25 protein-coding genes and 4 pseudogenes are annotated in these 26,076 nt (G+C 67.8%); 17 read left to right on the top strand and 12 right to left on the bottom strand.

The window, feature by feature from the left end:
- Positions 1-1,356 (bottom strand): ABC transporter permease, encoded by a 1,356-nt coding sequence (locus tag OG819_RS54075; protein ID WP_266657266.1) that lies wholly within the window; start codon positions 1,354-1,356, stop codon positions 1-3.
- On the bottom strand, positions 1,353-2,294 hold the full coding sequence (locus tag OG819_RS54070; RefSeq protein ID WP_266635740.1) for an ABC transporter ATP-binding protein: 942 nt from the start codon (positions 2,292-2,294) through the stop codon (positions 1,353-1,355). Before OG819_RS54070 ends, OG819_RS54075 begins: the two co-directional genes overlap by 4 nt.
- A gap of 300 nt (positions 2,295-2,594) precedes the next feature.
- Here OG819_RS54070 and OG819_RS54065 point away from each other — a divergent pair.
- Positions 2,595-3,493: pseudogene (locus tag OG819_RS54065) on the top strand (leucine zipper domain-containing protein); the annotation flags it as partial.
- A 136-nt stretch (positions 3,494-3,629) separates the two neighbouring features.
- On the opposite strand, the pseudogene OG819_RS54060 reads toward OG819_RS54065, so the two are convergent.
- Positions 3,630-3,710: pseudogene (locus tag OG819_RS54060) on the bottom strand (transposase); the annotation flags it as partial.
- A gap of 249 nt (positions 3,711-3,959) precedes the next feature.
- Between OG819_RS54060 and OG819_RS54055 the strand changes: the two are divergent.
- Positions 3,960-4,580 carry a hypothetical protein gene (locus OG819_RS54055; protein ID WP_266657264.1) on the top strand — a complete coding sequence of 207 codons (621 nt, stop codon included), beginning with the start codon at positions 3,960-3,962 and terminating at the stop codon, positions 4,578-4,580.
- Between the two features lie 496 nt (positions 4,581-5,076).
- Here the strand turns inward: OG819_RS54055 and OG819_RS54050 are convergent.
- A pseudogene (locus OG819_RS54050) lies at positions 5,077-5,541 on the bottom strand (IS5/IS1182 family transposase); the annotation flags it as partial.
- Between the two features lie 634 nt (positions 5,542-6,175).
- Here OG819_RS54050 and OG819_RS54045 point away from each other — a divergent pair.
- From OG819_RS54045 to OG819_RS54010, 8 genes and pseudogenes are all read left to right on the top strand, one after another.
- Positions 6,176-6,700, top strand: coding sequence for a PadR family transcriptional regulator (locus tag OG819_RS54045; protein WP_266635744.1), 525 nt, complete (start codon positions 6,176-6,178; stop codon positions 6,698-6,700).
- Positions 6,697-7,389, top strand: a complete 693-nt coding sequence (locus OG819_RS54040; RefSeq protein ID WP_266635746.1) for an ABC transporter ATP-binding protein — start codon at positions 6,697-6,699, stop codon at positions 7,387-7,389. The genes OG819_RS54045 and OG819_RS54040 overlap by 4 nt, the downstream gene beginning before the upstream one ends.
- The gene (locus OG819_RS54035) at positions 7,386-9,731 is read left to right on the top strand and encodes an ABC transporter permease (protein WP_266657262.1); all 2,346 of its coding nucleotides are present in this window, start codon (positions 7,386-7,388) and stop codon (positions 9,729-9,731) included. Before OG819_RS54040 ends, OG819_RS54035 begins: the two co-directional genes overlap by 4 nt.
- A gap of 921 nt (positions 9,732-10,652) precedes the next feature.
- Positions 10,653-11,420: a hypothetical protein gene (locus tag OG819_RS54030; protein WP_266657260.1), complete on the top strand. Its 768-nt coding sequence runs from the start codon at positions 10,653-10,655 to the stop codon at positions 11,418-11,420.
- A 483-nt stretch (positions 11,421-11,903) separates the two neighbouring features.
- Entirely contained in the window at positions 11,904-12,974 is a 1,071-nt protein-coding gene (locus tag OG819_RS54025; protein ID WP_266657258.1) for a ferritin-like protein, read from the top strand.
- Complete coding sequence (locus OG819_RS54020) at positions 12,971-13,696, top strand: CDGSH iron-sulfur domain-containing protein (RefSeq protein WP_266637675.1); 726 nt, start codon at positions 12,971-12,973, stop codon at positions 13,694-13,696. Before OG819_RS54025 ends, OG819_RS54020 begins: the two co-directional genes overlap by 4 nt.
- A pseudogene (locus OG819_RS54015) lies at positions 13,695-13,868 on the top strand (transposase); the annotation flags it as partial. The gene OG819_RS54020 and the pseudogene OG819_RS54015, both read left to right, overlap by 2 nt.
- A gap of 126 nt (positions 13,869-13,994) precedes the next feature.
- Positions 13,995-14,285, top strand: coding sequence for a DUF6233 domain-containing protein (locus tag OG819_RS54010; RefSeq protein ID WP_266657256.1), 291 nt, complete (start codon positions 13,995-13,997; stop codon positions 14,283-14,285).
- Between the two features lie 53 nt (positions 14,286-14,338).
- Here OG819_RS54010 and OG819_RS54005 read toward each other — a convergent pair whose 3' ends face one another.
- The 3 genes from OG819_RS54005 to OG819_RS53995 all read right to left on the bottom strand — a co-directional run bounded on the left by OG819_RS54005 (position 14,339) and on the right by OG819_RS53995 (position 16,417).
- The gene (locus OG819_RS54005; protein WP_323139479.1) at positions 14,339-14,524 is read right to left on the bottom strand and encodes a hypothetical protein; all 186 of its coding nucleotides are present in this window, start codon (positions 14,522-14,524) and stop codon (positions 14,339-14,341) included.
- Between the two features lie 171 nt (positions 14,525-14,695).
- A complete protein-coding gene (locus OG819_RS54000; RefSeq protein ID WP_266635755.1) occupies positions 14,696-15,541 on the bottom strand; it encodes an SDR family oxidoreductase in 846 nt (281 codons plus the stop codon).
- A 99-nt stretch (positions 15,542-15,640) separates the two neighbouring features.
- Positions 15,641-16,417: an SDR family NAD(P)-dependent oxidoreductase gene (locus OG819_RS53995; RefSeq protein ID WP_266657254.1), complete on the bottom strand. Its 777-nt coding sequence runs from the start codon at positions 16,415-16,417 to the stop codon at positions 15,641-15,643.
- Between the two features lie 177 nt (positions 16,418-16,594).
- On the opposite strand from OG819_RS53995, the gene OG819_RS53990 reads away from it, so the two are divergent.
- The 3 genes from OG819_RS53990 to ltrA all read left to right on the top strand — a co-directional run bounded on the left by OG819_RS53990 (position 16,595) and on the right by ltrA (position 21,123).
- Positions 16,595-17,479 (top strand): helix-turn-helix transcriptional regulator, encoded by an 885-nt coding sequence (locus OG819_RS53990; RefSeq protein WP_266657252.1) that lies wholly within the window; start codon positions 16,595-16,597, stop codon positions 17,477-17,479.
- Between the two features lie 254 nt (positions 17,480-17,733).
- On the top strand, positions 17,734-19,302 hold the full coding sequence (locus OG819_RS53985) for a hypothetical protein (protein WP_266657250.1): 1,569 nt from the start codon (positions 17,734-17,736) through the stop codon (positions 19,300-19,302).
- Positions 19,303-19,866: 564 nt separating this feature from the next.
- Complete coding sequence (gene ltrA / locus OG819_RS53980) at positions 19,867-21,123, top strand: group II intron reverse transcriptase/maturase (protein ID WP_266649880.1); 1,257 nt, start codon at positions 19,867-19,869, stop codon at positions 21,121-21,123.
- A 68-nt stretch (positions 21,124-21,191) separates the two neighbouring features.
- Here ltrA and OG819_RS53975 read toward each other — a convergent pair whose 3' ends face one another.
- Positions 21,192-21,842, bottom strand: coding sequence for a hypothetical protein (locus tag OG819_RS53975; protein ID WP_266657248.1), 651 nt, complete (start codon positions 21,840-21,842; stop codon positions 21,192-21,194).
- A gap of 40 nt (positions 21,843-21,882) precedes the next feature.
- On the opposite strand from OG819_RS53975, the gene OG819_RS53970 reads away from it, so the two are divergent.
- The 3 genes from OG819_RS53970 to OG819_RS53960 are packed head-to-tail and all read left to right on the top strand — an operon-like array spanning position 21,883 to position 23,447.
- Positions 21,883-22,422, top strand: coding sequence for a hypothetical protein (locus OG819_RS53970; RefSeq protein WP_266657246.1), 540 nt, complete (start codon positions 21,883-21,885; stop codon positions 22,420-22,422).
- Entirely contained in the window at positions 22,419-22,856 is a 438-nt protein-coding gene (locus OG819_RS53965) for a hypothetical protein (RefSeq protein WP_266657244.1), read from the top strand. Before OG819_RS53970 ends, OG819_RS53965 begins: the two co-directional genes overlap by 4 nt.
- A 48-nt stretch (positions 22,857-22,904) precedes the next feature.
- Complete coding sequence (locus OG819_RS53960; protein WP_266635765.1) at positions 22,905-23,447, top strand: GNAT family N-acetyltransferase; 543 nt, start codon at positions 22,905-22,907, stop codon at positions 23,445-23,447.
- Between the two features lie 242 nt (positions 23,448-23,689).
- Here the strand turns inward: OG819_RS53960 and OG819_RS53955 are convergent, their stop codons facing one another.
- The 4 genes from OG819_RS53955 to OG819_RS53940 form a co-directional block, all read right to left on the bottom strand.
- On the bottom strand, positions 23,690-23,983 hold the full coding sequence (locus tag OG819_RS53955; protein ID WP_266635767.1) for a hypothetical protein: 294 nt from the start codon (positions 23,981-23,983) through the stop codon (positions 23,690-23,692).
- A gap of 11 nt (positions 23,984-23,994) precedes the next feature.
- Positions 23,995-24,138, bottom strand: a complete 144-nt coding sequence (locus OG819_RS53950) for a hypothetical protein (protein WP_266635769.1) — start codon at positions 24,136-24,138, stop codon at positions 23,995-23,997.
- Between the two features lie 138 nt (positions 24,139-24,276).
- Entirely contained in the window at positions 24,277-24,642 is a 366-nt protein-coding gene (locus OG819_RS53945) for a hypothetical protein (RefSeq protein ID WP_266657242.1), read from the bottom strand.
- Positions 24,643-24,696: 54 nt separating this feature from the next.
- Entirely contained in the window at positions 24,697-25,488 is a 792-nt protein-coding gene (locus OG819_RS53940) for a TetR/AcrR family transcriptional regulator (protein ID WP_266635773.1), read from the bottom strand.
- Between the two features lie 106 nt (positions 25,489-25,594).
- Between OG819_RS53940 and OG819_RS53935 the strand changes: the two genes are divergently transcribed.
- Positions 25,595-26,053: a nuclear transport factor 2 family protein gene (locus OG819_RS53935; protein ID WP_266635775.1), complete on the top strand. Its 459-nt coding sequence runs from the start codon at positions 25,595-25,597 to the stop codon at positions 26,051-26,053.
- Positions 26,054-26,076 lie beyond the last annotated feature (23 nt).

Genomic DNA, 26,076 nt, shown 5'->3' with positions numbered 1-26,076 from the left:
TTATCCCTTCGGGGTGGCGAGCAGGTCGACGTTGCCGTCGAACTGCCACAGCGGGTTGGGTGCGTCCCCGGTCGGGGTGCGGACCAGGAAGTAGCCGTTGACTTCCTTCGGTCCGTCGCCGTCGGCCATGTAACGACCGTCAGGTGTGAGGTCGAGCTGATAGATCGCCGTCCCCACGACCTCGATGCCGGGCAGATGCCAGGACACGACGCAGCGCCAGTCGTTGCCCGGCCCCTCGGCGGCGACCTTGACGCTGCCCTTGTCGCACGTCGCCGTGGCCTTCAACTGCGCTTCTGTGACGGCAGGGCGGTTGAGCTGCTCGGTTTGCAGGCGATAGAGGTGGGCGAACGCCGTGGCGACCGAGCGCTGCACTTTGTCCTGCTCGATCCCGGAGCCCGAGGCCCCGCTCGCCGAGGCGAGCACCGCGACCGTGACGGCGACCAGCCCGGCGAGCGGCAGGCCTGCGGCGATGACCGCGCGGCGCCCCGAGCCGTCGTAGGTCGGGTTGGTGAAGTCGCGCCGCAGGAAAAGCACGTAGGCCAGCGCTGTCGCGGTCACGGCCCACAGCAGGCTGACCCCGATGCCGATCAGGAGCGGGCCGAGCTGCATGGGGCTGGTGAACAGACCGTTCCAGGCGATGAAGGCGTAGCTGGGCAGGGCGAGGCGTACGGCGACGGGCAGCGGCATCATCTGGGCGAGCTGCATCGCGAGCGCGACGAGCGCGGGCAGCAACAGTCCGATCGGGGACCGCCCCAGCGTGACGGACCCGAGCAGTCCGATCGCGGCGAGGGCCAGGGTCGGGGCGAGTACGCAGATCCAGGCGAGCAGGACCTTGCCGGCGGCGTCCGCCGGGCTCAGCAGGTGGCCGTCGAGGCCTGCCAGCGGCTGGTTGCCGACCGCTACGATCCCGCCGGCCGTGCTGGATGCGGCCAGTCCGGCCACGAGCAGCAGGATGACGGTGAGGCTGGCCAGTGCCTTCGCGGCGAAGATCCGCCTGGGTGAGCGGACCGCCACGAGCAGATGGCGCCAGGTGCCGAGCCGGTCCTCGGAGGCGAACACGTCGCCGGCGACCACCGAGGTCAGCAGCGGGAGCGCCCAGGTGCCCGCGAAGCCGAGCATCACCAGCGTTCCGGCCCACCCGGTGGTGTGCATCCAGCGGCCGAAGAGGGTGTCGGAGGGGAGTGTGCTCTGCTGGCTCACCGCGGCGACGAAGAGCGCCGGCGCGATCCAGCAGGCGAGGACCAGCAGGCGGATCCGCCATTGCGAGACCAGCTTGACCAGCTCGAAGCGGTAGGCGCGCGGAACGGAGACGCGGCGGGCTGCGGCAATGTTGTCGTCGGCGATGGTCGCGGTCACCGGCCGTTCTCCTTCTGCTCGGTGAGGGCGAGGAACGCGGCTTCGAGCGGCGACACCAGGGGGGCGAACTCGCGCAACGCGATGCCCGCCTGCACGAGCCGCACGACCAGTTCATCGAGGGCGGGCACCGGCGCACGTACGACGAGCGCCTCGGCGTCGTGCCGTGCCCCGATGTCGTCGACGATCCGGATTCCGGCCGTGTCGAGGGCCAGTTGACGGGCCGCCTGCGGGTCGGAGGTGAGCAGCCGGTAGTCGAGTGCACGGTTCTCGGCGGCCAGCTTGCTCAGCGGGCCGGAGAAGACGACCCGTCCCGTGGCAACGATGGTGGCCTCGGAGCACAGTGCCTGGAGGTCGTCCATGCGGTGGCTGGAGAGCACGACGCTGGTTCCCTCCGCCGCGAGCCTGGTGAGGACACCGTGTACGTGTTTTTTGCCGGCCGGGTCGAGGCCGTTGGACGGTTCGTCGAGCACGAGCAGCCGGGGCTTGGTGAGCAGGGCGGCGGCGAGCCCGAGCCGCTGACGCATGCCGAGGGAGAAGCCGCGGGCCTGGTCGTCGGCGACATCGGTGAGCCCGACCTGGTCGAGCACGTCGTCGACTCCCGCTGTCCGCGCGTCGTGGCCTCGCAGAGCGGCCAGCGCGGCGAGGTTCTGCCGGGCGGTGAGCGAGGGGTAGAGGCCGGGCCCGTCCACGAAGCCGGCGACGCCGTCGGGAGCGGCGAGCGCGCGCCTGAGCGGCGTGCCCAGGATCTCGAGGTGGCCGCTGTCGGCGACGGCCAGGCCCAGCAGGAGACCGAGCAGCGTCGTCTTGCCGGCGCCGTTCGGTCCGACCAGGCCGTGGATCTGGCCCTGCGCCACGTCCAGATCGACGCCGTCGAGTGCCACGACGTCACCGAAACACTTGGTGATCCCGCGAGCCTGAACTGCGAGAGGTGTGTCCATGAGCCCCTTCTTCCGAAACACTCAGGGACCTTAGGGACGGCACACAACGCAGGCACAGGCGGCTGGCTGAACGTGCAGGAAACGGATCGTCAAGGCGTGGGCAAGTCCGGGTGCACAAAATGGCCAGCATCGAGCCAGAGTTGGGCAACCCCTGAAAGCACCGGGTCGGCGCGAACACCGTCCGCTTCGAACCCGTCGAGTCCACTTGAACCCGCGACCTTCATCCGGGGCCTCGCAGAACGTCTCACTCATCGTCACTGGCGCACGGCACCACGCGTCCCGTACAGCCTCGACCACACCATGACCCACGCGAACGCACCGGTGTCCGTGGAGGGTCGCCGCCGATTGATCGAGCGTTGCAAGACTCGTCCGATCGCGCATGTAGCCGCAGAGATGGGGATTTCCCGAGCAACGGCGTCGAAGTGGATAAACCGGCACCGGCGACATGGCGAACTCGGGTTGATTGATCGAAGCTCGACGCCGCATCATCAGCCAAGTGCGACACCAGTCGACGTGGTCACACGCATTGAGGAGATGCGGCGTGCCCACAAGTGCTCGGCCACTCGCATCGCCCGCGAGCTCACCGTCGACGGGATGGTGATTTCGCGCCGCACGGTCACCCGCCACCTGGCCGTCCTCGGTCTGAACCGACGGAAGTTCATCGACCCCAACGGCAAGACCCACCGAGAGCCGCGGACGATCACTGCTCGACGGCCCGGCCACATGGTGCACGTCGACGTGAAGAAGGCCGGCCGGATCCCCGACGGTGGTGGCTGGCGTGTCCACGGTCGCGGAAGTCAACAGGCAAAGGCAGTCGCGCGCCGCAAGGGCAAGAGCGAGTGCGGCGGCTACGTGTACCTCTATTCCGCCATCGACGGGGCATCACCCACATCGAGCGAGTCGTGCCCGCCAATGGTGCCTGCTACCGCGCTGACGCATTCGCTCGGTCCCTGCTCGGGTCACGCCACCAGCGGATCACCCCGTACACGCCTCGACACGACGGGAAGGTGGAGAGATACAACCGCATCCTTGCCGAGGAGTTCCTCTACGCACGCACATGGCTATCCGAAGACCAGCGTCGAGAAGCACTCGCGATCTGGAACATCCACTACAACTTCCACCGCCCCCACAGCGCCGCTGATGGAGAACCTCCTGCGTCGCGGCTACGCCAAGGCGTCAGCAATGTCCTGGCCTCCTTCGACTCGAAAGGCGGACGGTGGCAGTCCCGGTCTTCGCCCTCGCGGCGGGGCCTGGAAGGGTAGATCTTCTGACTGACGGATCCTGAGTGGGAGTTCATCGGGCCGTACCTGCCCATCGCCGAGACCGACCAAGGCTCACGCCTGCATCACGCCACTGCCGAAAGCGGTTGTGCACGGTCGACCAGGCGCCGAACTCCTGCGGCATCTCCCGCCACTGCGCTACTGCTTCCTGGCGAAGCTGCCGGTGTCGATCTCCGTGCGGCCACGCTGTTCGCGTCCCGGAAGACGGAGGAAGTCCATCTGACGTACGTCTACCTGAAGTTGCACGTACGTTCACGGACGGATCCGACGCGGCTGCTGACGGCGGCGGATTTGGTGGACTGGCGGTCGCTGGTGAGCTGATGTGCTGGTGGATTGAGTACGGGTACTCATGTGGGCGGTGGTCGGCAGCCTGCATGGTATGGACATGCGATCGATATTCCTCCCGAAGTCCTTGCTGGCAACCGCTCTTGGCGGCGTCGTCGTCCTGGTCGGCTTCGGCGCGCAGAATGCCACCGCCGATCAGACCTCCGTGGTCAGCACCGTCGCGGCGACAAGCGACGACGGCGCGGAGGCGCGGTTCCTCGAGATGGCGGACCTCATCTCGCAGAGTTGTGCCCCGGACGCCTCCAGCGGCGTTGCTGCCGTGGCATCGGCCTCGGCCGACACCACGGCAGCGGAGCCGACCCCCGACTCCACCCTGCCCGTCCTGGTCGACCCGGTGCCGCTGACTGTGACAGAGGAGTGCGCCGCCCAGAGGCATCAACTGCGCATCAGCAGGGCGTTCTCGGGGAAGGACACGGCCACGTACGGGGAGATGCGGGACACGCTGACGAGCCTGAACTACCCGGCGGCGCGGATCCACCGCATGCCGGACTTCTCGGGTGAGCCCGTGGCAAGGCTCGACGTGCGTGTGGGGGCCGAGCACTTGGCTCTGGAGGTCACCGCCATCAGCAACGGCGTGATGGTTGAGGCGTTCGGCGCTCCGGAGGGCGTGAGCGTGACCGAGGTACGGCTGGAGCCGCAGCTGGACCCGCCCACATCATGAGGCACCTGCCGACGCCCCGCCCGGGCTGTGCCACCGGGTCACTCCGAAGGCGTCGGATCCGGCGGGGTGGTACCACTGCCGGCGTTTCCTCTTCCCTGCTTGGTGAGCGCGCCGAGGTCCGGGGGGGCGTAGTGCGCACGGGGATCTTCAGGCCCGCGTCGGCAGCCGTGGCCGGCGCGGAGGCGATTCGGCAGCGGTTCGTGGTCGAGGGCTTCGCAGACATCACGGGCCCGCAGCGGGCGCCTGTGGCCTCATTGAAGACGGCCAGGACTACGGGGGTGGTCCGGGTGATCGAGCAGGCTGGGCGAGACTGGGTGGGCGGGGAGCCGTTCGCTGAGGGTGGTGACGGTCTTCCGGGTGATGGCCAGGCGCTCGAGGTGGGGCTCGGTTCCCCGCAGCCGTTCCTACAGTTCGGTGATCTGTGTGCGGAGGTCGTCGGCCCGGGCCCGGGCGGCGTCCTCCTGGATGCCGAACGTGTCGAGCAGGGGCTGGATGTTCACGCGGTCACCATCTGAGGGTCGCGCCAGGTGGGAGTGTTCGCGCCGGTGAGTTGGCGGGCCATGACCTGGGTCCATCGCCCAGTAGACGCGGGAGGCGGAGGAGGCGGGGCGGTGTTCGTAGTCGCGGACCAGGCGCCGGTGCATAGGATCCCGTAGGTCTGCTCGACCCTCCATCGCTTCGGCTGCGGGACGAACCCCTTGTCCTGCGGGTTGCGTGCGACGGTTTTGACGTCGATACCCAGGAGGGTGCCGTGGGCGGCAACCTGGTTCTTGAAGCCCTGGTCGACCAGGGCTTTCTCGACGGTGCCTCCGGCGTTCCCGGCGACCTGGTCGAGTGGGGCGATACCCGCGGCGTTGGCGTGCGTGCTCGCGGCGAGGACAGTAACGGCGATGACCAGGCCCAGCACGTCCACGGCCAGTCCCCGCTCGCGGCCCGGCACCCGTTTCGCCGCATCCCGGCCGGCGCACGCAGTTCAGCCGGCCTCGGCCTTGCCGATCCCCGGCCGGGCGGAAGGGGCCGTAACCACCCGCCGGACGGCGCGTTGCTCAAGTGAGCCTGGCGACGTGCCCACCGTACGGCGCCGGGCTTCCCACTACCCTCCGGCCAAGCGCCGCCCTTACGATGATCACCCTGACCACCCGCCGCACTCTTGGCACCGGCCCCGAGGCTCCCTGCAGAACATCCGCGCCGCCCAGACCGACCTTCTCGACGCACTGCCCGGCGTCCATCTGCCAGACCTCGGCGAGTTGCGAGCCCGCCAAGTCCTCGGAACCCACCCCACAGAGCTGCCCAGCCCGCGACGATCCCTCGGCGCCGGCCACACGGACGACGCAGTGCCGGATCCCTCCGACCCGCGGCCAACCGACGGAATGCGCTGACCTGCTGAAATACGGCCGCTGCCGAGTGAGGGTCCCGCGTAGATACGTGGAGATCCCCGGTGAACTTCTATCGGGGTGGTCAGTTCGGGCTCGACCCGTTTCGGAATCGTGACAAGTGGCGGCTTCCCCTCCCTCACCTGCACGACCGTACGCCCCGCCATGAGCTACACACTCGACGTATACATGCAGCGTATACATGGTGTGTATAGTGTGCTCATGTCCATCGGTCACACCCTTTTGGGGCTCCTGGAGTCCGGCCCGCGACACGGTTACGACCTGAAGCGGGCCTTCGACGAGACGTTCGGTCACGACCGGCCGCTGCACTACGGCCAGGTCTACTCGACGATGTCCCGGCTGCTGAAGAACGGCCTCGTCGAGGTCGACGGGATCGAGGCCGGCGGCGGCCCGGAGCGCAAGCGCTACGCGATCACCGACGCCGGCATCACCGACGTAGAGCAGTGGCTCGCGACACCGCAGAAGCCGGAGGAGTACCTCCAGTCGGCCCTCTACACCAAAGTCGTCCTCGCGCTGCTCACCCACCGGAACGCCGCCGACATCCTGGACACCCAACGCTCCGAGCACCTGCGCAGCATGCGCATCCTGACCGACCGCAAGCGCAAGGGCGATCTGGCGGACCAGCTGATCTGCGACCACGCCCTCTTCCACCTCGAGGCCGACCTGCGCTGGCTGGAACTGACCGCCGCCCGACTCGACAAACTCCGTGAGGCTGTAACCCCATGACGACTTCTCCCCCTGGTTCCCTGCTCACCGCGCGGGACCTGCGCAAGACCTACGGGCACACCCACGCCCTCGACGGCGCCGAGTTCTCCATCCAACCCGGCGAGGTCGTCGCCGTCATGGGCCCCTCCGGCTCCGGCAAGTCGACGCTGCTGCACTGCCTCGCGGGCATCCTGCCGCCCGACTCCGGGTCGATCACCTACAACGGGCGCGAGGTGACGACGATGAGCGACGCCCAGCGCAGCGCGTTACGCCGCTCCCAGTTCGGCTTCGTGTTCCAGTTCGGGCAGCTCGTGCCGGAACTGACCTGCGTGGAGAACGTCGCCCTGCCACTCAGGCTGAACGGCACCTCCCGCAAGGAAGCCGAGCGGGCGGCGCTCGGCTGGATGGAACGCCTGGAGGTCGACGACCTGAAGGGCAAGCGGCCCGGCGAGGTCTCCGGCGGCCAGGGCCAGCGCGTCGCCGTGGCACGCGCGCTGGTCACCGGCCCCCGGGTGCTGTTCGCCGACGAACCGACCGGCGCGCTCGACTCCAACAACGGCGAGCGCGTGATGGAACTGCTCACCGACGCGGCCCGCTCCACCAACGCCGCCATCGTCCTCGTCACCCACGAGACACGGGTGGCCGCCTACTCCGACCGCGAGATCGTCGTACGCGACGGCAAGTCCCGGGACATGGAGCACGCCATATGAGTCCGCGCCGGTGGTCCAGAGACCTCGCCATGGGAGCCCGGTTCGCCGTCACCGGCGGCCGCGAGGGCTGGGTCCGAATGACGCTGACAGCGGTCGGCGTCGGCCTCGGCGTGGCGCTGCTCCTGCTGTGCACCGCGATGCCCAACGTGTTCGCCGCCCGCAGCAAGGTGGAAGACGCCCGCTATGCCAACGTGTACTCCCGGACGGTCCCGCCCAAGGCCGACAACACTCTCCTGATCGCCGACGCCGACACCACCTGGCACGACGACGACATCCAGGGCCGGTTCGTCCAACCCGAGGGCAGGCGGGCGCCGCTGCCCCCGGGGGTCGACCGCTTCCCGGGCAAGGGCGAGATGGTGGTCTCCCCCGCACTCAAGGACCTGCTGGACTCGGACGACGCGAAACTGCTGCGGGAGCGCCTGCCGTACAAGATCACCGGCACGATCGGCGAGAGCGGACTGATCGGCTCGCACGAACTGGCTTACTACGCGGGCGCCTCGGGGTTGAAGCTCACGGACTCCTCCCTGGTGGCACGGCTGACCAAGTTCGGCAAACCGGACGCGACGCCCGAGAAGACCGACCCGGTGCTGCTGCTCATGGTCTTGGTCGTGTTCGTGGTGCTGCTGACGCCGGTCGCCGTGTTCATCGCCGCCGCCGTCCGCTTCGGCGGCGAACGCCGCGACCGCCGCCTCGCCGCGCTGCGCCTGGTCGGCTCCGACCGGGGGATGACCCGGCGGATCGCGGCGGGCGAGGCGCTGGCCGGAGCCCTGCTCGGCCTGGCCGTGGGCACCGGCTTCTTCTTGCTCGGCCGCCAGAAGCTGGGCACCGGCGAGTTGCTGGGCGTGAGCGTCTGGCCCAGCTACCTCGACCCCACTCCCGCGCTTGCCGCGCTGGTCGCGGTGGCGGTGCCGGTCTCCGCGGTGCTGGTCACGCTGCTCGCGATGCGCGGCGTGGTCGTCGAACCCCTCGGTGTCGTGCGCGCGGCCAAGCAGAGCCGCCGCCGGCTGTGGTGGCGGCTGCTGCCGACTCTGGCCGGCCTCGGGATGCTCTACCCGATGATCGGCCAAGGCCACAAGAACGGAAACTTCAACCAGTACCTCGTCATCGGCGGCGTCCTGATGTTGCTGATCGGCATCACCGCCCTGCTGCCCTGGGTCGTGGAGGCGGTCGTCGTCCGGCTCGGCAAGGGCCCCCTGTCCTGGCAGCTGGCCGTGCGACGGTTGCAGCTGAGTAGCGGCACTGCCGCCCGCATGGTCAACGGCATCGCCGTGGCGGTGGCCGGGGCCATCGCGCTGCAGATGCTCTTCACGGGAACGCAGAGCCAGTACACCGAGAACACCGGCAAGGACCCCAGCCGGGTCCAGATGCAGGTCGACTTCAGCGGCCCCAAGCCGCTGTCCGGAATCGAGCGCGAATTCACCGGCACCAAGGGTGTCCGGGCCGCGGTGGCCCTGGCCCGCTCCCAGTACGGGGACTCACGTCGCAACCCGAAGAACAGCAACGGCCTGACCGTGGGTGACTGCGCCGCCCTGCGCGAACTCGCCACATTGCCCTCCTGCAAGGACGGTGACGTGTTCATCACGCGAACGCGGAGCGGCTACTCGGCCCCCAGCAACGCATCCGAAATCGCCCTGGTGAAGCCCGGTCGGCAGCTCTACATCGACCCGTCGTACGACGGCGCCGAACGCGGGCTCGAGGTGCCCTGGACCGTTCCGGCGAACGTTCGTGAGGTGAACGCGCGCAAGGACTCACTGCAGGACTACACCAGTCTGCTGGTCACCCCCGCCGTCCTGCCCCACAAGGCCGCGCCCGCGGTGTTCTCGGACGGTGTCTACCTGCGTCTGGACCCCTCGGTGCCGGACTCACGGGAGTACATACGCAACGTCGCCGCCCGCATCGACCCCCTGGCACAAACCTACGGCTGGTCGGCGACCCAGGAGGACGTCAAGTACACCTCCATCCGCACCGGCCTGTTCGTCGGCTCCGCCTTCGTGCTGGCACTGATCGGAGCGAGCCTGCTGGTCTCCCAGCTGGAACAGCTGCGCGAGCGCAGGAAGCTGCTCTCCGCGCTGGTCGCCTTCGGCACCCGGCGCCGCACGCTGAGCCTGTCGGTGCTGTGGCAGACAGCCCTCCCGGTCGGACTCGGTCTCGTACTGGCCACGACGGTGGGCGTCACCCTCGGCGCAGTACTGCTGAAGATGACCCGTACACCGGTGACCATGGACTGGGCGAGCGTGCTCACCATGACCGGCGTGGGCGCGGCCGTGGTCGGCATGGTCACGCTGCTCAGCCTGCCGCCGCTACTGCGCATGATGCGCCCAGCGGGCCTGCGCACGGAATAACCCCTCACACATCCCATGAAGTGGGCTCCTCCTACCAGGAGGAGCCCACCCCTGCACGCAGGCAAGCCCGGTCGGCGTCAGCACAGTCACCGTCAGGGCGCCCTCGGCGCACAGCAGGATCCTCAGCCGAGGCCAACACGCCACCAGTCGGCGTCGTCCGGACGACTCCGACGCAATCAGCAACTGCGGGTCCTTCAGGTCGCTGCCGAAGTCGCGGCGCTGGTCCGCGGTCCAGGTGTCGGCGCCGGAGCGCCAGGCTTCCGCGAGCGGGACCATGTGTTATCCGCACCTTGTTCGCGGTGCCGCTCACGTCTGTGACATAAGTGATGTGCACCGTGTCAGCTCCCTGAGCGATGCGATATCCGGTATGCGGTGAGATGTCGCCGACAGTGATGACAGAGGGGGCACGGTGGCAAGTACCCAGCGGGGGGTCATGGGCGAGGCCGTGACGCGATCGGGGTCACTGAACTCGGTACGTTCGTAGGCAAGTTGCGTCGCGGAGGCGTGGCTGAGGACGTCGTGGCGCTCTACGGACGGCCGACGCGACCGTGGCCAGCCGGGTCCACGCGGTCATGGGCTTCTACCGCTATCACGCCGCACGCGGGGCCGGTCGCGGGCCGGCCTGTCCGCGGGACGCCAACACCCCACACGAGGCGAATGACGACGGACTGGCAGGACGAACCTCGGGTGCAGCGTGGTGACATCAAGTTCCCCCCGTGACGTGATCTGTGGCGGAAGCGTAGCTGTACTGCGATGAACCGCTGAGGAGTTGAGGGGTAAACGTAAGAGCCCCGACCGTGGTGGTCAGGCCCCTAGAAGCTGTGTCTCATCACGCATGCCCATGGCGAAGGGGTCACCTCACGAGGGCCCGGTGGCTGGAGCCCGGCGGGAAAACACTGGGGTGATCGCCAAGGAGGTTAAGTGGTTCAGGATCAACAGTCTCAGCAAGGACCGCAACCAGCGGATGACGGAACATCGGATCAGACTCAAACCAACGACTCCTCCACCCAGCAGCCGCGGCGCATCGACTGGATGCAGATCAGCACTGTGATCGCGGCGCTCGCAGCCTCCGTAGGTCTGGCCTTCTCCGGCTGGACCAGTTACTACAGCGTTCGGACTGCACAGGCCCAGCTCGACCAGTCACGCGAGGACGCCGACCGGGAACTCCGTCAGCAGGCTGTACAGGTCTCGACCTGGACCCAGATCGACGGCACCAACGCGCCACGCGGAGAGCCGGGCAAGATCACTGGTTTCGTCATGAACCGCTCATTGGATCCGGTCGCTCAGGTCATCATCGGCATTACCACGGAAGCCGATATCGGTATCGTCAACGAAAGAGCGCACAACTTCACGCTCGACCTGGGAGAACTGCCCCCATGCTCCAAAGTGACCATCCCAGCTGAAGTTGTGCATGCCGTAGGCATCAGAACGGAAGTCAACTACAGGATCGTTGGTGTGTCCCTCGTTGACGTCTACGGTCAGCGGTGGACCCGCCTCGCGTCTGGCCCTCTGCTACCGATCAAGGAGGCGTCAGCCAAAGACACGGATGGGTCCATCCAGTACCAGATGGCGATCAACAAAGCGCTATTCGGGAACATGAACGTCTCAGGCGCGAGTGGCACCCCAGGAGCGGGCAACTCTCCAGTGGATGCCCCGGAGCCGCTGAAAGACTGCGGGACAGACAAGTAGGCAACTCTTCGCCCCCAAAATCACCTGCCCGTCGTACGGTGCCCGTAACGGGCAGGGACGGCGCGTCGCCACTGCCGTTCGGCTACCCGTCCATCGACACTCGTCCGAACGGCAAGCGGTACGCCACCGTGCTTCAAAACCCGACCTCCGGAAAGAGGCTGTGTAGCAGCTCCTTTAACGGGTGTGGTGTCCTTTCACCCACTTCTGGCACGCATCGAAGGCCCTGGGCACGGTCTCATGCTGCTCGTGCACCACTGACCGCCGTGTGACCATCACGCCGTCACGCCAAAGCATCGCTGTGGAGACCCCCAGGCGCGCGGAGTTGTCACAGATCGTATGGCTGCGCGGTCTTGGTTGATGATCTGACAGCAACGTATGCCGCGGCGAGCAAAACGGTGTCCCTGCCGTCATCACCGCGCGGCAACGCTTCTTGCGCGCCGACGTACTTGCCCGACCCCCTCGACAGCTGAAGTGAGACCATCCATGAATCACCCGGAACAGCTCGAGATCGCCGAGGTGCCTTCGACCGCACGGATCGCCACGCTCGAAAGCCTTCGGGAGCATATGCAGTGGGCGATCGAACTGGAACACGCCACTTTGCCGCCCTATCTCTGCGCGCTCTACTCGCTCGAACCGTCGCGGAACCCGGATGCCGTTCAGGTGATAGCCGGCGTCTTCGTCGAGGAGATGATCCACCTGTCGCTGGCGGCGAACCTCCTCAACGCGGTCGGCGGGCAGCCTCGCCTGGACACGCCGCAGATGCTGCCTCGCCACCCCCGGTCCCTGCCGCACGGCGACCGCTCCCTGGAGTTGTCACTCGTCCCGTACGGCGCGAAGGCACTGGAGATGTTTCTCCGCCTCGAACAGCCGGCGCTGCCTGGTGCTCCGGCCGAGGGCGACAACTACGAGACGATCGGGCAGTTCTACGACGCGATAGAGGAAGGACTGCGTCACCTGTGCGCCGAAATCGGCGAGCGGGAGGTCTTCTGCGGTGACCCGGCTCGCCAGGTCACCGCCGGTCCCTTCCTCCACACCGGCGGACAACTGGCTGCGATCACCGATCTCGCCTCGGCTTTGACGGCGCTGGAGGAAATCGTCGAGCAGGGCGAAGGTACGGCACGCGGCGAAGTCTGGGACGGCGACCAGGACATCTTCCACCCCGAGCGCGACGAGGTCTCGCACTACTACCGCTTCCAGGAGCTCAAGTTGGGCCGGCGATACCGGCGCGGTGACACGCCGCAGTCCGGCCCCACGGGTACAGCGGTCGCGGTCGACCTCGCCGACGTCCGCCCGATGCGCCCCAATCAGCGCATGGCGGATCACCCTGTGGGCAGTCCGATCCGTACCGCCCAGGAGGAGTTCAACCGGACGTACTGCGGACTGCTCCATCTCCTGGATCAGGCCTTCAACGGCAGTCCGAAATCGCTCGGGGCCGCGACCGGCATGATGTATGCGCTCAAGGCGCAGGCGCAGGGCCTGATGGAGATGCCCGACGCGGACGGCACCACAGCCGGCCCGACTTTCGAGTACGTCGCCCCCGAGTCCCGCCGGTGAGCGGCGACGAGCGGCGCCGGATCGTCGTACTCGACAATGGCCCGTACGTGGTCTACGGGCGGATCCCGCTGAGACGCAAACGCAAGATCGTGTCCGAGCAAGACGATTCACTGGGCTGGGAAACACGTGAGACCCTCCAGACCGAGGAAATCTACGTGCTGTGCCGCTGCGGACGCTCGGGCTCGAAGCCGTTCTGCGACGGGACTCACGCCGTGATCGGCTTCGACGGCACGGAGTCGGCGGATGTCCGTCCCTACGAGGAAGTGCAGCACGTTCACGACGGAGTGGGCATCTCAGCCAAGCGAGTCGGCGAGCTGTGCATCCACGCCGCCTTCTGCATCGGCCGCACCAGGCCGATCGCCGAGATGCTCGCCGACACCGACGACAGCGACGTACGTTCCAACGTCATGGGACGGATCGGCGACTGCCCGTCCGGGTCGTACAGCTACGCCCTTCAGCGCGACGGCAACCCGATCGAGCCCGACCTTCCGCAGGCGATCTCGGTCCTCGAGGAGGAGAACGGTCAGGCCAGCGCGTTGTGGGTCACTGGCGGAGTGCCTGTGTTCAGGGCGGACGGTCAGCCACTGGAGACCCGCATCAGGATGACGCTGTGCCGCTGCGGCCACTCAGACAACAAGCCACTCTGCGACGGGACCCACCGCAAGATCGGGTTCCGCGATGAGAACACCGTGTCGGGAGGCACGCCCGAGTCCGACACATAGGTTCGGTCCGAACCCGGTTGACCGTGCGCGGCCGAGCTCGAAGCATCATGTGCTGACCGACGCGCACGGCACCCCGCTGCGGGTGTCGCTCACCAGCGGCCACCGCAACGACATCACCCGGCTCCTGCCACTGATCGACGGGCTGCCGCCGGTGCGGGGCAAGCGGGGCCGGACCCGGCGCACGCTCTCGGGTGTGGTGAAGCAGTGTTGGACAGCCATCCGCGCCGCAGCAGGGACCAGCCGCCCTCATCTGGCTGATACGCCACAGAGTTGACAAAGCTGATTCCACAGATTGCGGGTGTGGCACGCCATGTGGCTGCAGCGCATCGACACCAAGATCGCCGACCTTCAAGAGCAGGAAGCCGAACAGGAACGGGTCCTGAAGAACCGGCCACAGGAGCCGGACTGGATCGTCGAAGTCGGCATCGGCAACGGACGCCCGCCCATCGAAGTGCACGTGGGCAACTGCTACGCCGCAGGCAAACGACGACGCCCCGTCCCGCGCAACGAAGCACGCCGACTCCTCACCTCCGGCGTGCGCGCCCGTACGCACTGCAAGCCCGACGCGCAGCTCCACATCCTCGACTGACCCGCCACAGCCGACGCCGCACCTCTACTCCCCCACCTGCACGGGACTTCGGGCTAGGCGCCCCGCTGCCGCCGGGCCGGCTTCTTCGCCGCCGCGGACTTCTTCGCGGTCTTCTTGGCAGGCGCCGCCTTCCCGGCCGTCTTCTTCTTGGCCGTCGGCATCTCGTGGACCTCGGCATCGCCCGTGTCCTCGCCGCGCGCAGCCTGCGCCTTGCGGACGCTCTCCTGCAGGACGGCCATCAGGTCGACAACCTGGCCGCCCGGCTGCCGGTCACGTGGTGCTCGGTTCCGATGGGTCCCGTTGATCCCGAGTAGCCCCACTTCAGGGATCGGGAGGGGGCTACGTTCGCTTTCAGTAGTCATCGGGCGGGCCGGGCCCGCCCGATGCGTGACTCTGCCACTGGCTGGTGCTCAGGCGTTGTCGTCGCCATATGCCAGGTCGCCGCCCAGTTGGCGGGATGCCTGGGCCTGTGCAAGAAGTTCTCTGGCCTTGGCTTCGACGCCTTCGATGGCATCGGCACCGGCGACGAAGCGCAGCAGCGGCTTCTCCTGGTCGGCGATGGTCAGCAGGGCGCGGGCGAGCTTGGCGGGGTCGCCGGTCTGCTGGCCGTTCATGCTCTTCCAGGCCGTGATGGTAGCCGTGGTGCGTTCGGTGTAGTCGTCGATGGTGGGCTCGGGCCAGGTGGTGGAGCCGTCGACCAGGAGTTCGGTGCGGAAGAAGCCGGGCTCCACGACCGTGGTGTGGATGCCATAAGGCTCGACGTCGTAGCGCAGCGACTCCATCCAGCCCTCCACGCCAAACTTGGAGGCGGCGTACGCGACACAGAACTCCTGGCCAATCAGACCGGCGGACGAAGAGAGGGTGACGACGTGCCCGGCGCGCTGCTTGCGCATCACAGGCAGGACGGCACGGGTGACGTTCATCGGTCCGAAGAGGTTGGTCTCGATCTGCTGGCGCATCTGCGCGGGCGTGATCTCCTCGAAGTAGCCGGCGAAGAAGTTTCCGGCGTTGTTGATGAGGGCGTCGATGCGACCGAAGCGGTCGACGGCGGCCTGCGCGGCGGCCTCGGCGTCCTCCAGGCTGGTGACGTCCAGCTTGGTGACCAGCAGATTGCCCTGCGGCCCGCCCAGGGTCTTCTCGACCTGATCGGGGCGGCGGCCGGTGGCGACGACCTGGTGGCCGGCAGCGAGGGCCTCGCGGACGATGTCCGTGCCCAGGCCGCGTCCGGCACCGGTGACGAGAATGACCTTGCTCATGGGGGGTCCTTTCAGGTGCCGTGCTCCGGCACCCGGTGTTGTTCGGTGATGTTGTGTGGCGTCCCGCGGAGGCCGAGCAGTGGATGGGAGGAGAGGAGGTCAGGCTTGGTCGGTGGGCATGATCCACAGTTCGCCGACGGAGGCGTGGCGGGGGCGGGTGACCATGTAGACGACGCCGTCGGCGATGTCGTCCGGGGCGAGGACCTCGGTCGTCTCGTAGAACGGGGTGATCATCGCGCCCTGGATCTCGGGCCTGTTGTGCGAGCCCAACTCGGTGTCCACACCGCCCGGTTCGAGGACACCGACGCGCACGTGGCGCTGGGTGACCTCCTGGCGCAGGGACTCGGTGAAGCCGTTCACACCGAATTTGGTGAGGTTGTAGACGCCGTATCCGTTCCACGCCACGCGGCCGGCGATCGAGCTGATGTTGACGATGTCGGCGACCCGGCGCGGTCCCTCGTCGGCGGCCTCGATCAGGTGTGGGAGGGCGGCGCGGGTCATGTGGAGGAGGCCCCGGACGTTCACGGCGATCATCCGCTCCCACTCTTCGGCGTCCGCGCCCACGACCGGGCCCAGGAGCATCAGGCCGGCGTTGTTGACCAGGGTGTCCAGCCGTCCGAAGTGCTCGACGGACTGCTGTACGGCGGCCTCGGCCCGGGCGCGGTCGCTGATGTCCGCTTCCACCACCAGGGCCGTGCCGCCCGCCTTCTCGATCTCGGTGGCGAGGTCGTCCAGCCGGTCCTTGCGGCGGGCCACGAGCGTCACGGAGGCACCGTGCTCGGCCAGTAGGCGGGCGGTGGCGGCGCCGATACCACTGCTCGCGCCTGTGACGAGAGCGACGGTGCCGGTCAGATTCGATGCGGTCGCGGGAGCCATGGGGGTGTCCTGTTCTCTGAGCCAGGTGGGGTTGGGCGTGCGGTGCGGTGGGCCCGTAATCCAGGCAACCACCCGCCGACCCCGCCCGGGACGCCGTAAAGGGCACCCCTCCACCGGGGGTCCCGCAGTACCCCTTTCCCGGCAGCCGACGGTCCGGGGCGGCCGTACCGTGGATTCATGGACCGCAGCACCGAGATCCGGGAGTTCCTGCGCACCCGCCGCGCCCGGGTCACCCCCGAACAGGCCGGCCTCACCCCGCAGCCGGGCGCCCGCCGGGTCCCGGGGCTGCGGCGCGAGGAAGTCGCCCAGCTCGCCGGGGTCAGCGTCGACTACTACGTCCGCCTGGAGCGCGGCCGCACCCAGAGCGTCTCCCACGCCGTACTGGAGGCCGTGGCCGGCGCCCTGCAACTGGACGACACCGAACGCGCCCACCTCTTCGATCTCGCCCGGCCCACCGAGACCCGGGTCCGCCGCAGGCGACCGCTCAGCCCGCAACGGGTGCGCCCCGTCCCGTACCGGGCCCTGGACGCACTCGACACTCCCGCGATCGTCCTGGGCCGACGTATGGACGTCCTGGCCGCCAACCGGCTCGGCTACGCCCTCTTCACCGACTTCCAGGCCCGGCCCCACCGCGAGCGCAACTTCGCCCGCTACGTCTTCCTCGACGAAGCCGCCCACGCCCTGTACGCCGACTACTGGGACACGGCCGCCGGAGACTGCGTCGCCACGCTGCACCTGTACGCCGGACGCCATCCCGACGATCCCCAACTCACCGAGCTAATAGGGGAGCTGTCCGTGCAGAGCGATGCCTTCCGCCGGATGTGGGCCGACCACCATGACGTCCTCGCCCACACCACCGGCACCAAACGCCTCCACCACCCGCTGGTCGGCGACCTCACCCTCGACTACGTCGTCCTGGCCGTCGAGGGCGACCCCGACCAGAACCTCACCATCCTGACCCCCGAACCCGCCTCACCCTCCGTAGAAGCCCTCGCCATCCTCGCCAGCTGGACCCACACGTCCGGCGGGCAGGTGAGCGAAGGGAACATGCGGAAAAGCTGAGCTCGACGTGAGCGAGCCATCGCCAGGTCAATTCGTGGCCCGCGCGCGCCGCACAGAACTCGGTGGACGGCTGCAGCACGGAAACCTCCAGGACCGTCCATCCAGGAGCATGAGGGTTGCTGCACGAAAGAGTGCGGCACCCCTGACTGGACGGACAAGGCAAATGGCACTGTTTCCCGTTTCATCTCTCCATGGTTTTGCGGTGTCTGACTGCAAAGGGTGGTTTGATCATCGGCCTCTAGATCATTTGCGGTTTGTCCTGTTCTTCTCTGTTCTGGGCGATGTTCCAGGGAGGGAAGTTGGACCTGTACTTCGTGAAGCGGCCTCTGGTGGAGAGGTACGCGGAGGGACTGCCGGAAGCGTCGGCGGGGGCGGTGTCGCTAGTGGACCGGCGGGTGCTGCCGGACGGGATGCCGGTGGTGCTCGGGGCGGACATGAACCCGGTGGAGCCGCTGTGTTCGTGGTTTCGACATCTGGCCTATCTGGGGCGGGACCCGGAGACGATGCGTTCGTACGCGTACGTCGTGCTGAGGCTCGCCGACTATCTCGCCTTCCGCGGGCGGGACCTGCTCTCGGCAACCGAGGGCGACCTGGTGGCCTATCGCCGTCAGCGGCTCGAACTGCGAGCGGTCCCGATCGGCCCGGAGACGTGGGACCGGGAGTCCTCGACGGTCAACGGGCTGTTCGCCTGGCTGCGTAAGGCGGGGCACCTGACGCATGGGCCGCTGCGGATGCCGAAGGCGTACGGCTCGGGGATGTTCCACGGGATGCAGGTCCGGCACCTGGCGCTTGAGCAGTACCTGTTCTTCCGCGATGTCGGTCTGGGCGGACAGCGTCCGGACGGAGAGGTGGACTCCGCCTTCCGGGGCGGGTTCCCGCACCGCAACCGGGCGGCGGCCGAGCTGGCGCTGATGACCGGGATGCGCAAGCGGGAGTGGTCCACGGTTCTGCTTCCGGAACTGTTCACGAGCGCCGAACTCACCCGTCCCAAGGACGACCATCCGGGCGGTGAGCTGATCTTCGCCCCGTTCGACACTCACAGGATCGGCGGCGTTTTCGCCGGCTGGCTCAAGCGGCGGGGCGTCACGGTCGGCGGGAAGCAGGACATCCGCCGGTTGAGGAACCGCACACGTGGAGTTCGACTCATGACCACCGCCGACTGGGCACACAACTCCGTACACCACGCGCCGCCCGCACCCGAGTCGAAGCTGTTCCGCCCCGACGAGCCGGTGCTTCAGGGCCGTCCGCTGCGGTCCGGCATCGAGGTCCCCGCCTTCGGCCGCAGCGACCGCTGGCCCTTCGACGCCGTCCGTCGCCCCGCGAACGTCGCCCCGGCCCACTGGGTGGCCATCTTCAAGCTGTTCCCCGGCGAGTGGAACATGCGCATCCGGGAACTGCTGATGGTGGTGCTCAACCCCCAGCACCCCGCGCTGCTGGACACCGGGGTCGACCTGGGACGCGACCCGATGGACCTGCGCACCATGCCCAAGTTCCTCTCCGGCTTCCGGACTCTGATCGCATGGACCACCCAGGAAAGCCTGGGGCCGCATCCCCTCGCCTGGACGTCCAGCGACATGCACCGCTTCCTCACCAGCAAGGAAGACGCAGACCGGTCCCCGGCCTCCCTGCGTCTCTACGCCAAGTCCGTCCGGCTCCTGCATAAGCTGTCGCCCGCCCTGACGGGCGGCGGCCTGCCGGCCGACCCCTGGCCGGGCCGCACCATCCGGGCCATCGCCAACGACACACGCGACACCAGCGAACTCACCACCCCCAACATCCGGCCCGAGACGTGGTTTGCGCTGGTCGTGTGTCACGAACGCTGAAGGAGGCGTCGATGTAGGAGCTTCTGGAAGCGGTGCTGTGCAGGAGATGGAGGTAGGTCCTCCGGGGTCGCCCTGCAGGGGGAGGCTTCAAACCACCGCAGGCTGCGTCGGTTAAGTGCCGTTCGTGGTGAGCGCTGCGGGAAAAGGCGCGACCTGATCGCGTCAGGTGTGGGTCAGGAAGGCGAGCGGGAGCGAACCGCTGATGACGTGTCGTAACAAATTCCAGTGGCGTCGAAACCAGGGCGAGACCAGGGCTCTGGGACAAGTCCGGGGGGAGCCTGCTGACTGCCCGGATGGCGTCCGGCATGTAGGCGGCGCGAGCCTGACCTGGGCTCTTGCATGGAACGTGAGAACCTGTCGCCCCGATACTGCTGCCGGCCCGTGGGGCCGGCGCCGAGAGGGAGATCCCCAAGCGGCCAACACCGCAAGGGGCGGAGTACTGACGCGGGGCACGGGGGCAGACCGTCTCGTAGTAGTGACGAAGCCCGGTAATGCGGGTGGAGCGAAGGGGACGGATCATCCAGGTCTGCTTGGCGGTCAACCGGAGTTCCCGGGAGGAGCCGGATGAGTGGGCTGAAGTCGTTCGAGATTTCGAAGCATGTGGTCTGGGAGGCGTATCTCAGGGTCAAGGCGAACGGGGGAGCGGCCGGGGTTGATGGCGAGTCGATCGAGCGGTTTGAGGCTGACCTGCGGGGCAACCTCTACAAACTGTGGAATCGCCTGTCGTCGGGCAGCTACTTCCCGCCGCCGGTGCGGATGGTGGAGATCCCCAAGTCTGGGGGATCGGGCAAGGTCAGGGTTCTCGGGGTGCCGACGGTCGCGGACAGAATCGCGCAGACTGCGGCGGCCATGGTCCTGGAACCGGAGGTGGAACCGATGTTCCACCCCGATTCTTATGGATACCGGCCGCGCAGAAGCGCGCTGGACGCGGTCGCGGCCTGTCGGGAGCGGTGCTGGAGGACGAACTGGACGGTCGATATCGACATCCAGGGGTTCTTCGACAACCTCGACCACGACCTGGTCCTCAAGGCGGTGGCCCACCACACCGACCAGCGGTGGATTCTGCTGTATGTGGAGCGCTGGCTGAAGGCTCCGCTGCGGCACAAGAGTGGCGAACTGGTCGCGCGGGATCGTGGGAGTCCCCAGGGCTCGGCGATCTCGCCCCTGTTGGCGAACCTGTTCATGCACTACGCGTTCGACACCTGGATGGATCGGGTCTTCCCGGGTGTCCGGTTCGAGCGCTACTGCGACGACATGGTGGTTCACTGCCGCACCGAGGCCGAGGCGCACCAGGTGCGTCAGGCGATCGGCCAGCGGCTGGCCGAGTGCGGGGGCTTGCGGCTGCATCCCGACAAGACCCGCATCGTGTACTGCAAGGATGGCAAGAGGCGTGGTTCGTACGAGCACGTCTCGTTCACCTTCCTCGGGTACACGTTCCGCTCGCGGAAAGTCCGGTCGAGGACGGGGAGTTACTTCTTCGGCTTCAACCCGGCGATCAGCGACGAGGCGGCCAAGCGCATCCGGGCACAGATCCGCCGATGGCGGCTGCACTTGCGCAGTGGGTCGTCCCTGGCAGACCTTGCACGGGAGATCAATCCCGTCGTGCGGGGATGGATCAGCTACTACGGGCGGTTCTATCCGTCCGCGTTGGTCCCGAGCCTGAAGGGCATCGATCAGTATCTGATGCGATGGGCCGTGCAGAAGTACAAGCGGCTCCGGCGTCGCCGGAGCCGGGCATGGCAGGGCTTGGAGAAGACCGCCAAGCTCTACCCGGGGCTCTTCGCCCACTGGAAACTCCTCCGGCCTCGAACGACCGGGTGATGGGAGCCGTGTGAATCGAGAGGTTCACGCACGGTTCTGAGAGAGCCGGGAGGTGAGATCCCTCCCGGCTACTCGCTAAAGCCGCCTGGACCTACATCCACACCTTCTCGGCCGACATCATCCGATCCCGCGACGCATTCGTGAACGACGACGAGCCGAGCGCGCTCAACCTCATCGACGATCCGGTGCAGGTGACCCGCCCGGACGACACGACCGGACCCTGGCACCCCGGGCTCAACGGCCGAACACTGGAGGACGAATGCCGGGCCCTGCGGGCCGCCTGCTACATCTTCGTGGCCGCGCTGTCGATGATGCGCGACAGCGAGATCCGGGAGATCAGCCGCGGCGGCCTGGTCGACGAGTTCTTCGGCGCCCCCGCAGTCGTCTCCCGCAAGCGCAAGCAAGATCCCGGCAGGCCGCTGGAGCACTGGTGGATCACGGAACCGGTCGCCCGCGCGATCGTGGTCGCCGAAGAACTCGCGCTCCATCCCGAACTCGTCTTCGCCGACCCCGGCCTGCCCGAAACCGCCGATCGCTTCAGCGCGAGCCAGAAGTTCATCGACCACTACGTCCGGCACGTCAACGCACACCGCCAGGACACCGGACTGCCGGAGATCCCGGACGACCACGTCGCACCGCACCAGTTCCGCAAGACGATGTCCATGCTGGTCAGCAACGAGCCCGGCGCCGAGATCGCCCTGGGACTCCAGCTCAAACACTCCGCGGTCCGGGCCCTGGCCAACCGATCCACCCAGGGCTATGCCGCCTCCGACACCCGTTGGGCCCGCCTGGCTGGACTCCGCGATCGAGCACGCCCGGTTCACCCGCCTGCACGAACTTTACGAACGGCACCACGCAGGCGAGACCATCGGCTACGGCCCAGGCGCCGAGAAACTCGCCGACACCTTCGACGCGGTCAAGAAGGCGGCTGACGAGGCGACCCGCACCGCGAAGAGCGGCGACAAACGGACCGAATACGACTTCCTCCGCAAGACCCGTGTCTCACTCCGCTTCGGCAAGCTCAACCACTGCACCTTCGACCACAACCGGCCCGACGAGGCGAAGTGCATCGAGGAAGCCGTCATCCCGCCCGGCCACACCGGACCCCTGATCGACCGCTGCCAGCCCGGCCGCTGCCCCAACAGCGTGATCACCCCCGAGCACCTGAAGATCTGGCGAAGCGAGGAGACCAGCCTGCTGACCCTGCTGGAGACACCGAAGCTCCCCCGATGCCTCCGAGATCAGCTCAACCACCACCTCGACGACGTCCGATCTGTGATCCGGAGGGCCGAGAAATGACCGGCACCCGCGTCTCCGGCCAAGCCGAGAAAGCCCTGCGAGCCGCCATGGAACGGCTCCTGGCAGGCAAGCCCACCCGCACCGACGGACGCCTGATCAAGGAAAACCTCTACAGAGAAGCCGGCGTCAGCAGGGCCACATTGAACCGGGCCCCCGACATCCTCACCGAGTGGAACGAGCGGACGGCCGCGACCGGCGCACGCACCCCAGGAGAAGCCCGTCGAGACACCGAACTCGGCGAAGTCCGACGCCAGTTGAAAGAACTGAAACGTGAGCGGACCCAGCTCCAGGGCCGCCTTGAGGCAGCAGCCACCGTGATCGCCGCCCTGCACCATGACAACGCGGGCCTCCGCGAGGAAGTGGCCGGACGCGGCGCCGTCATCGCGCTCGACGAACGACGCGCCTCCCGAACCGAAACGATCGGCCCATGCTGATCCCGGACCCACCCAGAACTGTCAGTGCTGGGTGCAAGGATCTCCTGCATGAATAGTGGACCCCTCGACCTGCGACAGGTCACAGCCCCAGGTGACGTCACGCCGGAACTCAGGCAAGCACTCATTGGATGCTGGATTGAGGTCACCAACGCCGGCGGAGCAGCAGGATTCCCCTTCCCGCCCATCGACGCGAGCCAGGCCGCCCCTGCGGTCGACTCCCTCATCGAGGGTCTTGTCCCTGAGACGAGCCGCCTCGTGGTCGCATCGATCAACGGCAACCTCGCCGGGTGGCTGAATGTTCGGCGTGATCCCTTTGAGGTCATCTCCCACTGGGGGACGCTCCACCATGTCCAGACACGGACGGGCCTGCGGGGCCGCGGCATCGGGGCTGCTCTCATGAATCACGTTCGTGACATCGCCCGCGACGAGATGGGGCTGGAACAACTCCACTTGGCTGCACGCGGCGGCGTTGGGCTGGAGGACTTCTACGGCCGCTTGGGCTGGAAGGAGATCGGTCGTTGGCCGGGCGCTCTTCGCCTCGCCCTCGGCGATGATCGCGACGAAATCCTGATGATCCTGGCACCGCTCTGACGCCAAGCATCTGTCTCAACACCATCGCGACAAAAGATCCCGTGTTCGCCCCGATGAACACGGGATCTTGCATGTCAGGCAGACCTCACGATGTCTCATGAGACACCGAAACGGTGGGGAATGTTTCCTCTCCGCAGACGGGAGGCGCTGCTCGCGACGAGAGGGACCCGCCAGGTCGGCTGCCGCCCGACCTGGCGGGGAGCGGATAACCGTGAGCTCATGGCGCGCACCGGATGCGCCGATCAGCACCAGGAGCGCGTTCTTGGGCAGGGGGTAGAGGGGGCGGTCATTCGGCTACTCCTTGGGGCAAGGGCGCGGGCTGCCCAGGTCAGGCGCATCCCGGCGTCGTCGGCGAGCAGCTCGGCGGCCAGGTCGAGGACGGACGGGTCGGCGTTCACAATGAGCTCGCGCAGGATCGCGGCAAGCTCCGCTTGGTCGACGTCGCCGGCATTGAGGTGGTCGTCCTCGATCTGCTGGAGGGCCAGGGAGGCGGTGGCGACCGAGGCGCGGACGCGTTCCAGACGCGTGCGGGTCACCGCGGCCGCCGTCACAGCGCGAGGCCGGAGGCGGCCAGCGCGAGCAGGACCAGGGCGGCGAGCAACAGGTCGACCGCGCACCGCAGGTGGGTGTACTTCCGTACGGCGAGGACGGACAGGACCCGGAGGCGGGCGGCTCGGGTGTCGCCGTCCATGCAGGCGCGGATCTCGTCTTCCTCCAGGCGTGCCCTCTAGATGATCAATTCCAAGGGGCTCAGCAGCGCCGCCCGCGACTCCAAGCACCCCGCAAGCCGAAGCCCTCGCCGTCACCCCGGAGGCATTCGGTGCCTTCGTCACGGCGGCTGCGGACAGTTTCTTCGGTTGATTCGGCCGTCCATGGGTGGTCCGCCGACCAGCATGACGAGCAGCATGACGAGGCAGTAGAGACGGTGCGCGCGGGCCCGGGCGGCCAGCTCGCCGAGTTCGTGCAGGAAGCCGACGGCCCCTTCCGGGTCGGTTTCCGGCGGGAACTCCTCGATCCGGGACCAGGGTTCGGCCAGGTCCCGGGGCCGGTCCGGCGTCGCGGTCGCGAGGGCGTCCCGCAGTTCGTCGGTCAGGGTGAGCAGCCAGCGGCTCTCGACCTCGGGGGCGCTGAGGAGGCGGTTGAAGCGGGGCCATCCGAGCAAGCCGAGTACGAGGACGCCCTTCGCCTTGCACACGCACCGCACGATTCGAAGCCAGCTCTTCGGGACGGCGCGACATCGGACTTGATTCTAGCGAGCGCGCAGCCGATGGGCCTTCTGGCGGCAGGCGTCGCTGCAGTACCTGCGGGGACGACCAGTTGCCGCGACCGGCAGCGGGCTGCCGCACACAGGGCAGAATCCCTCGCCAGTTTCGTTACAGGCTGACGTGTCATTTTCGTTACGGTCGGGTGCGCTCGGTGTCGATTCAGTTTCCGACACGGGTTCCGCTATGGCGGCCGGCAGCTCGGTCGCGGCTGCCGGGCGCAACGCGTCGCAGGCAAGGGCCACCATGCGCCCGGCGGAGCCCCGGCCGGCTTCCATGGCGATACAGCCGGTCGCCAGCGCGACCACGTCGGCGTCGTCTACGTCCGCACGCACCGCCCCTACCTGTTGGGCCCGCAGCAGCAGCGCGGCGACTGCCTCGCGAAACTCCCGCTTCAAACCGGAGGCCACCGCGGGGCGGATCTGCGCTCGGCCGTCCAGCGCTGCAACCAGGGCCTTGTTGAACGTGACTCGCTCAACCATCTCGGTGAAGAACGTGAAGAACGCCGCGCCAGGATCATCAGCTGCGGTCATCGTGCGGGTGTCCGCGGCCATCCGCGCGATGCGGTCAACGATGACGGCCTCGAACAGGGCCTCCTTACTGGGGAAATGACGGTAGACGGTGCCCGCGCCGACCCCGGCTCGACGGGCCACCTCGTCCAGCGGGACGTCAGCCCCCTCAGCGGCGAATGCGGCCTCGGCGGCCCGCAGCACCCGGGCCCGATTGCGACGGGCGTCGGCGCGCGACTGCCGACCGGTCTGAGTGTCTGCGTCCGCCATGGTGGTCGGCCTCTCTTCTCCCGTAAATCCTCGATTGACAACCGGGGCGATCGTTCCGTAACTTCAATCGGGCTGTGCGTTCCGATTCTAAGCTCTGGAGTCCACCATGACCGAAGTCAGCGCACCCAGCCCGCGCGAGGCCGCCGAGCGCTTCCTGCGGGTCGCCTCGGAGGGCACCCCCGACGAACTCGCCGACCTGTACGCCGAGGACTCTGTGATCGAGATGCCGTTCGGACCGCAACCCGGCGTCCCGCTGCGCTTCGAGGGCCGCGAGGGGCACCGCGCGCGGTTCAAAAACTTTGCGCCGTCGATACGGGTCGAACGGATCGACCCCGTCGCCCTGCACGTGACGGCCGACCCGGAAGTCGTGATCGCCGAGTACGACTACCACGCCACAGCGGTCCCCACCGGACGGTCGTTCACCAACCGCTACATCATGGTCATGCGCATACGGGACGGCCTCATCGTGCATTCCCGCGACTACGCCAACCCCCTTGGCAGCGCTGCTGCTTTCGGCAACCTCGACCGCCTGCTCCAGGCTGCCCGGCAGTCCACCGCCAGCTAAGACATCAAGTCCAAAACTTCTTC

Origin of the sequence: Streptomyces sp. NBC_01549 (assembly GCF_026339955.1) — a bacterium.
Classification (GTDB): Bacteria; Actinomycetota; Actinomycetes; order Streptomycetales; family Streptomycetaceae; genus Streptomyces.
The sequence above is the reverse complement of the archived record's forward strand: the minus strand, read 5'-3'. Positions and strand labels throughout refer to the sequence as shown.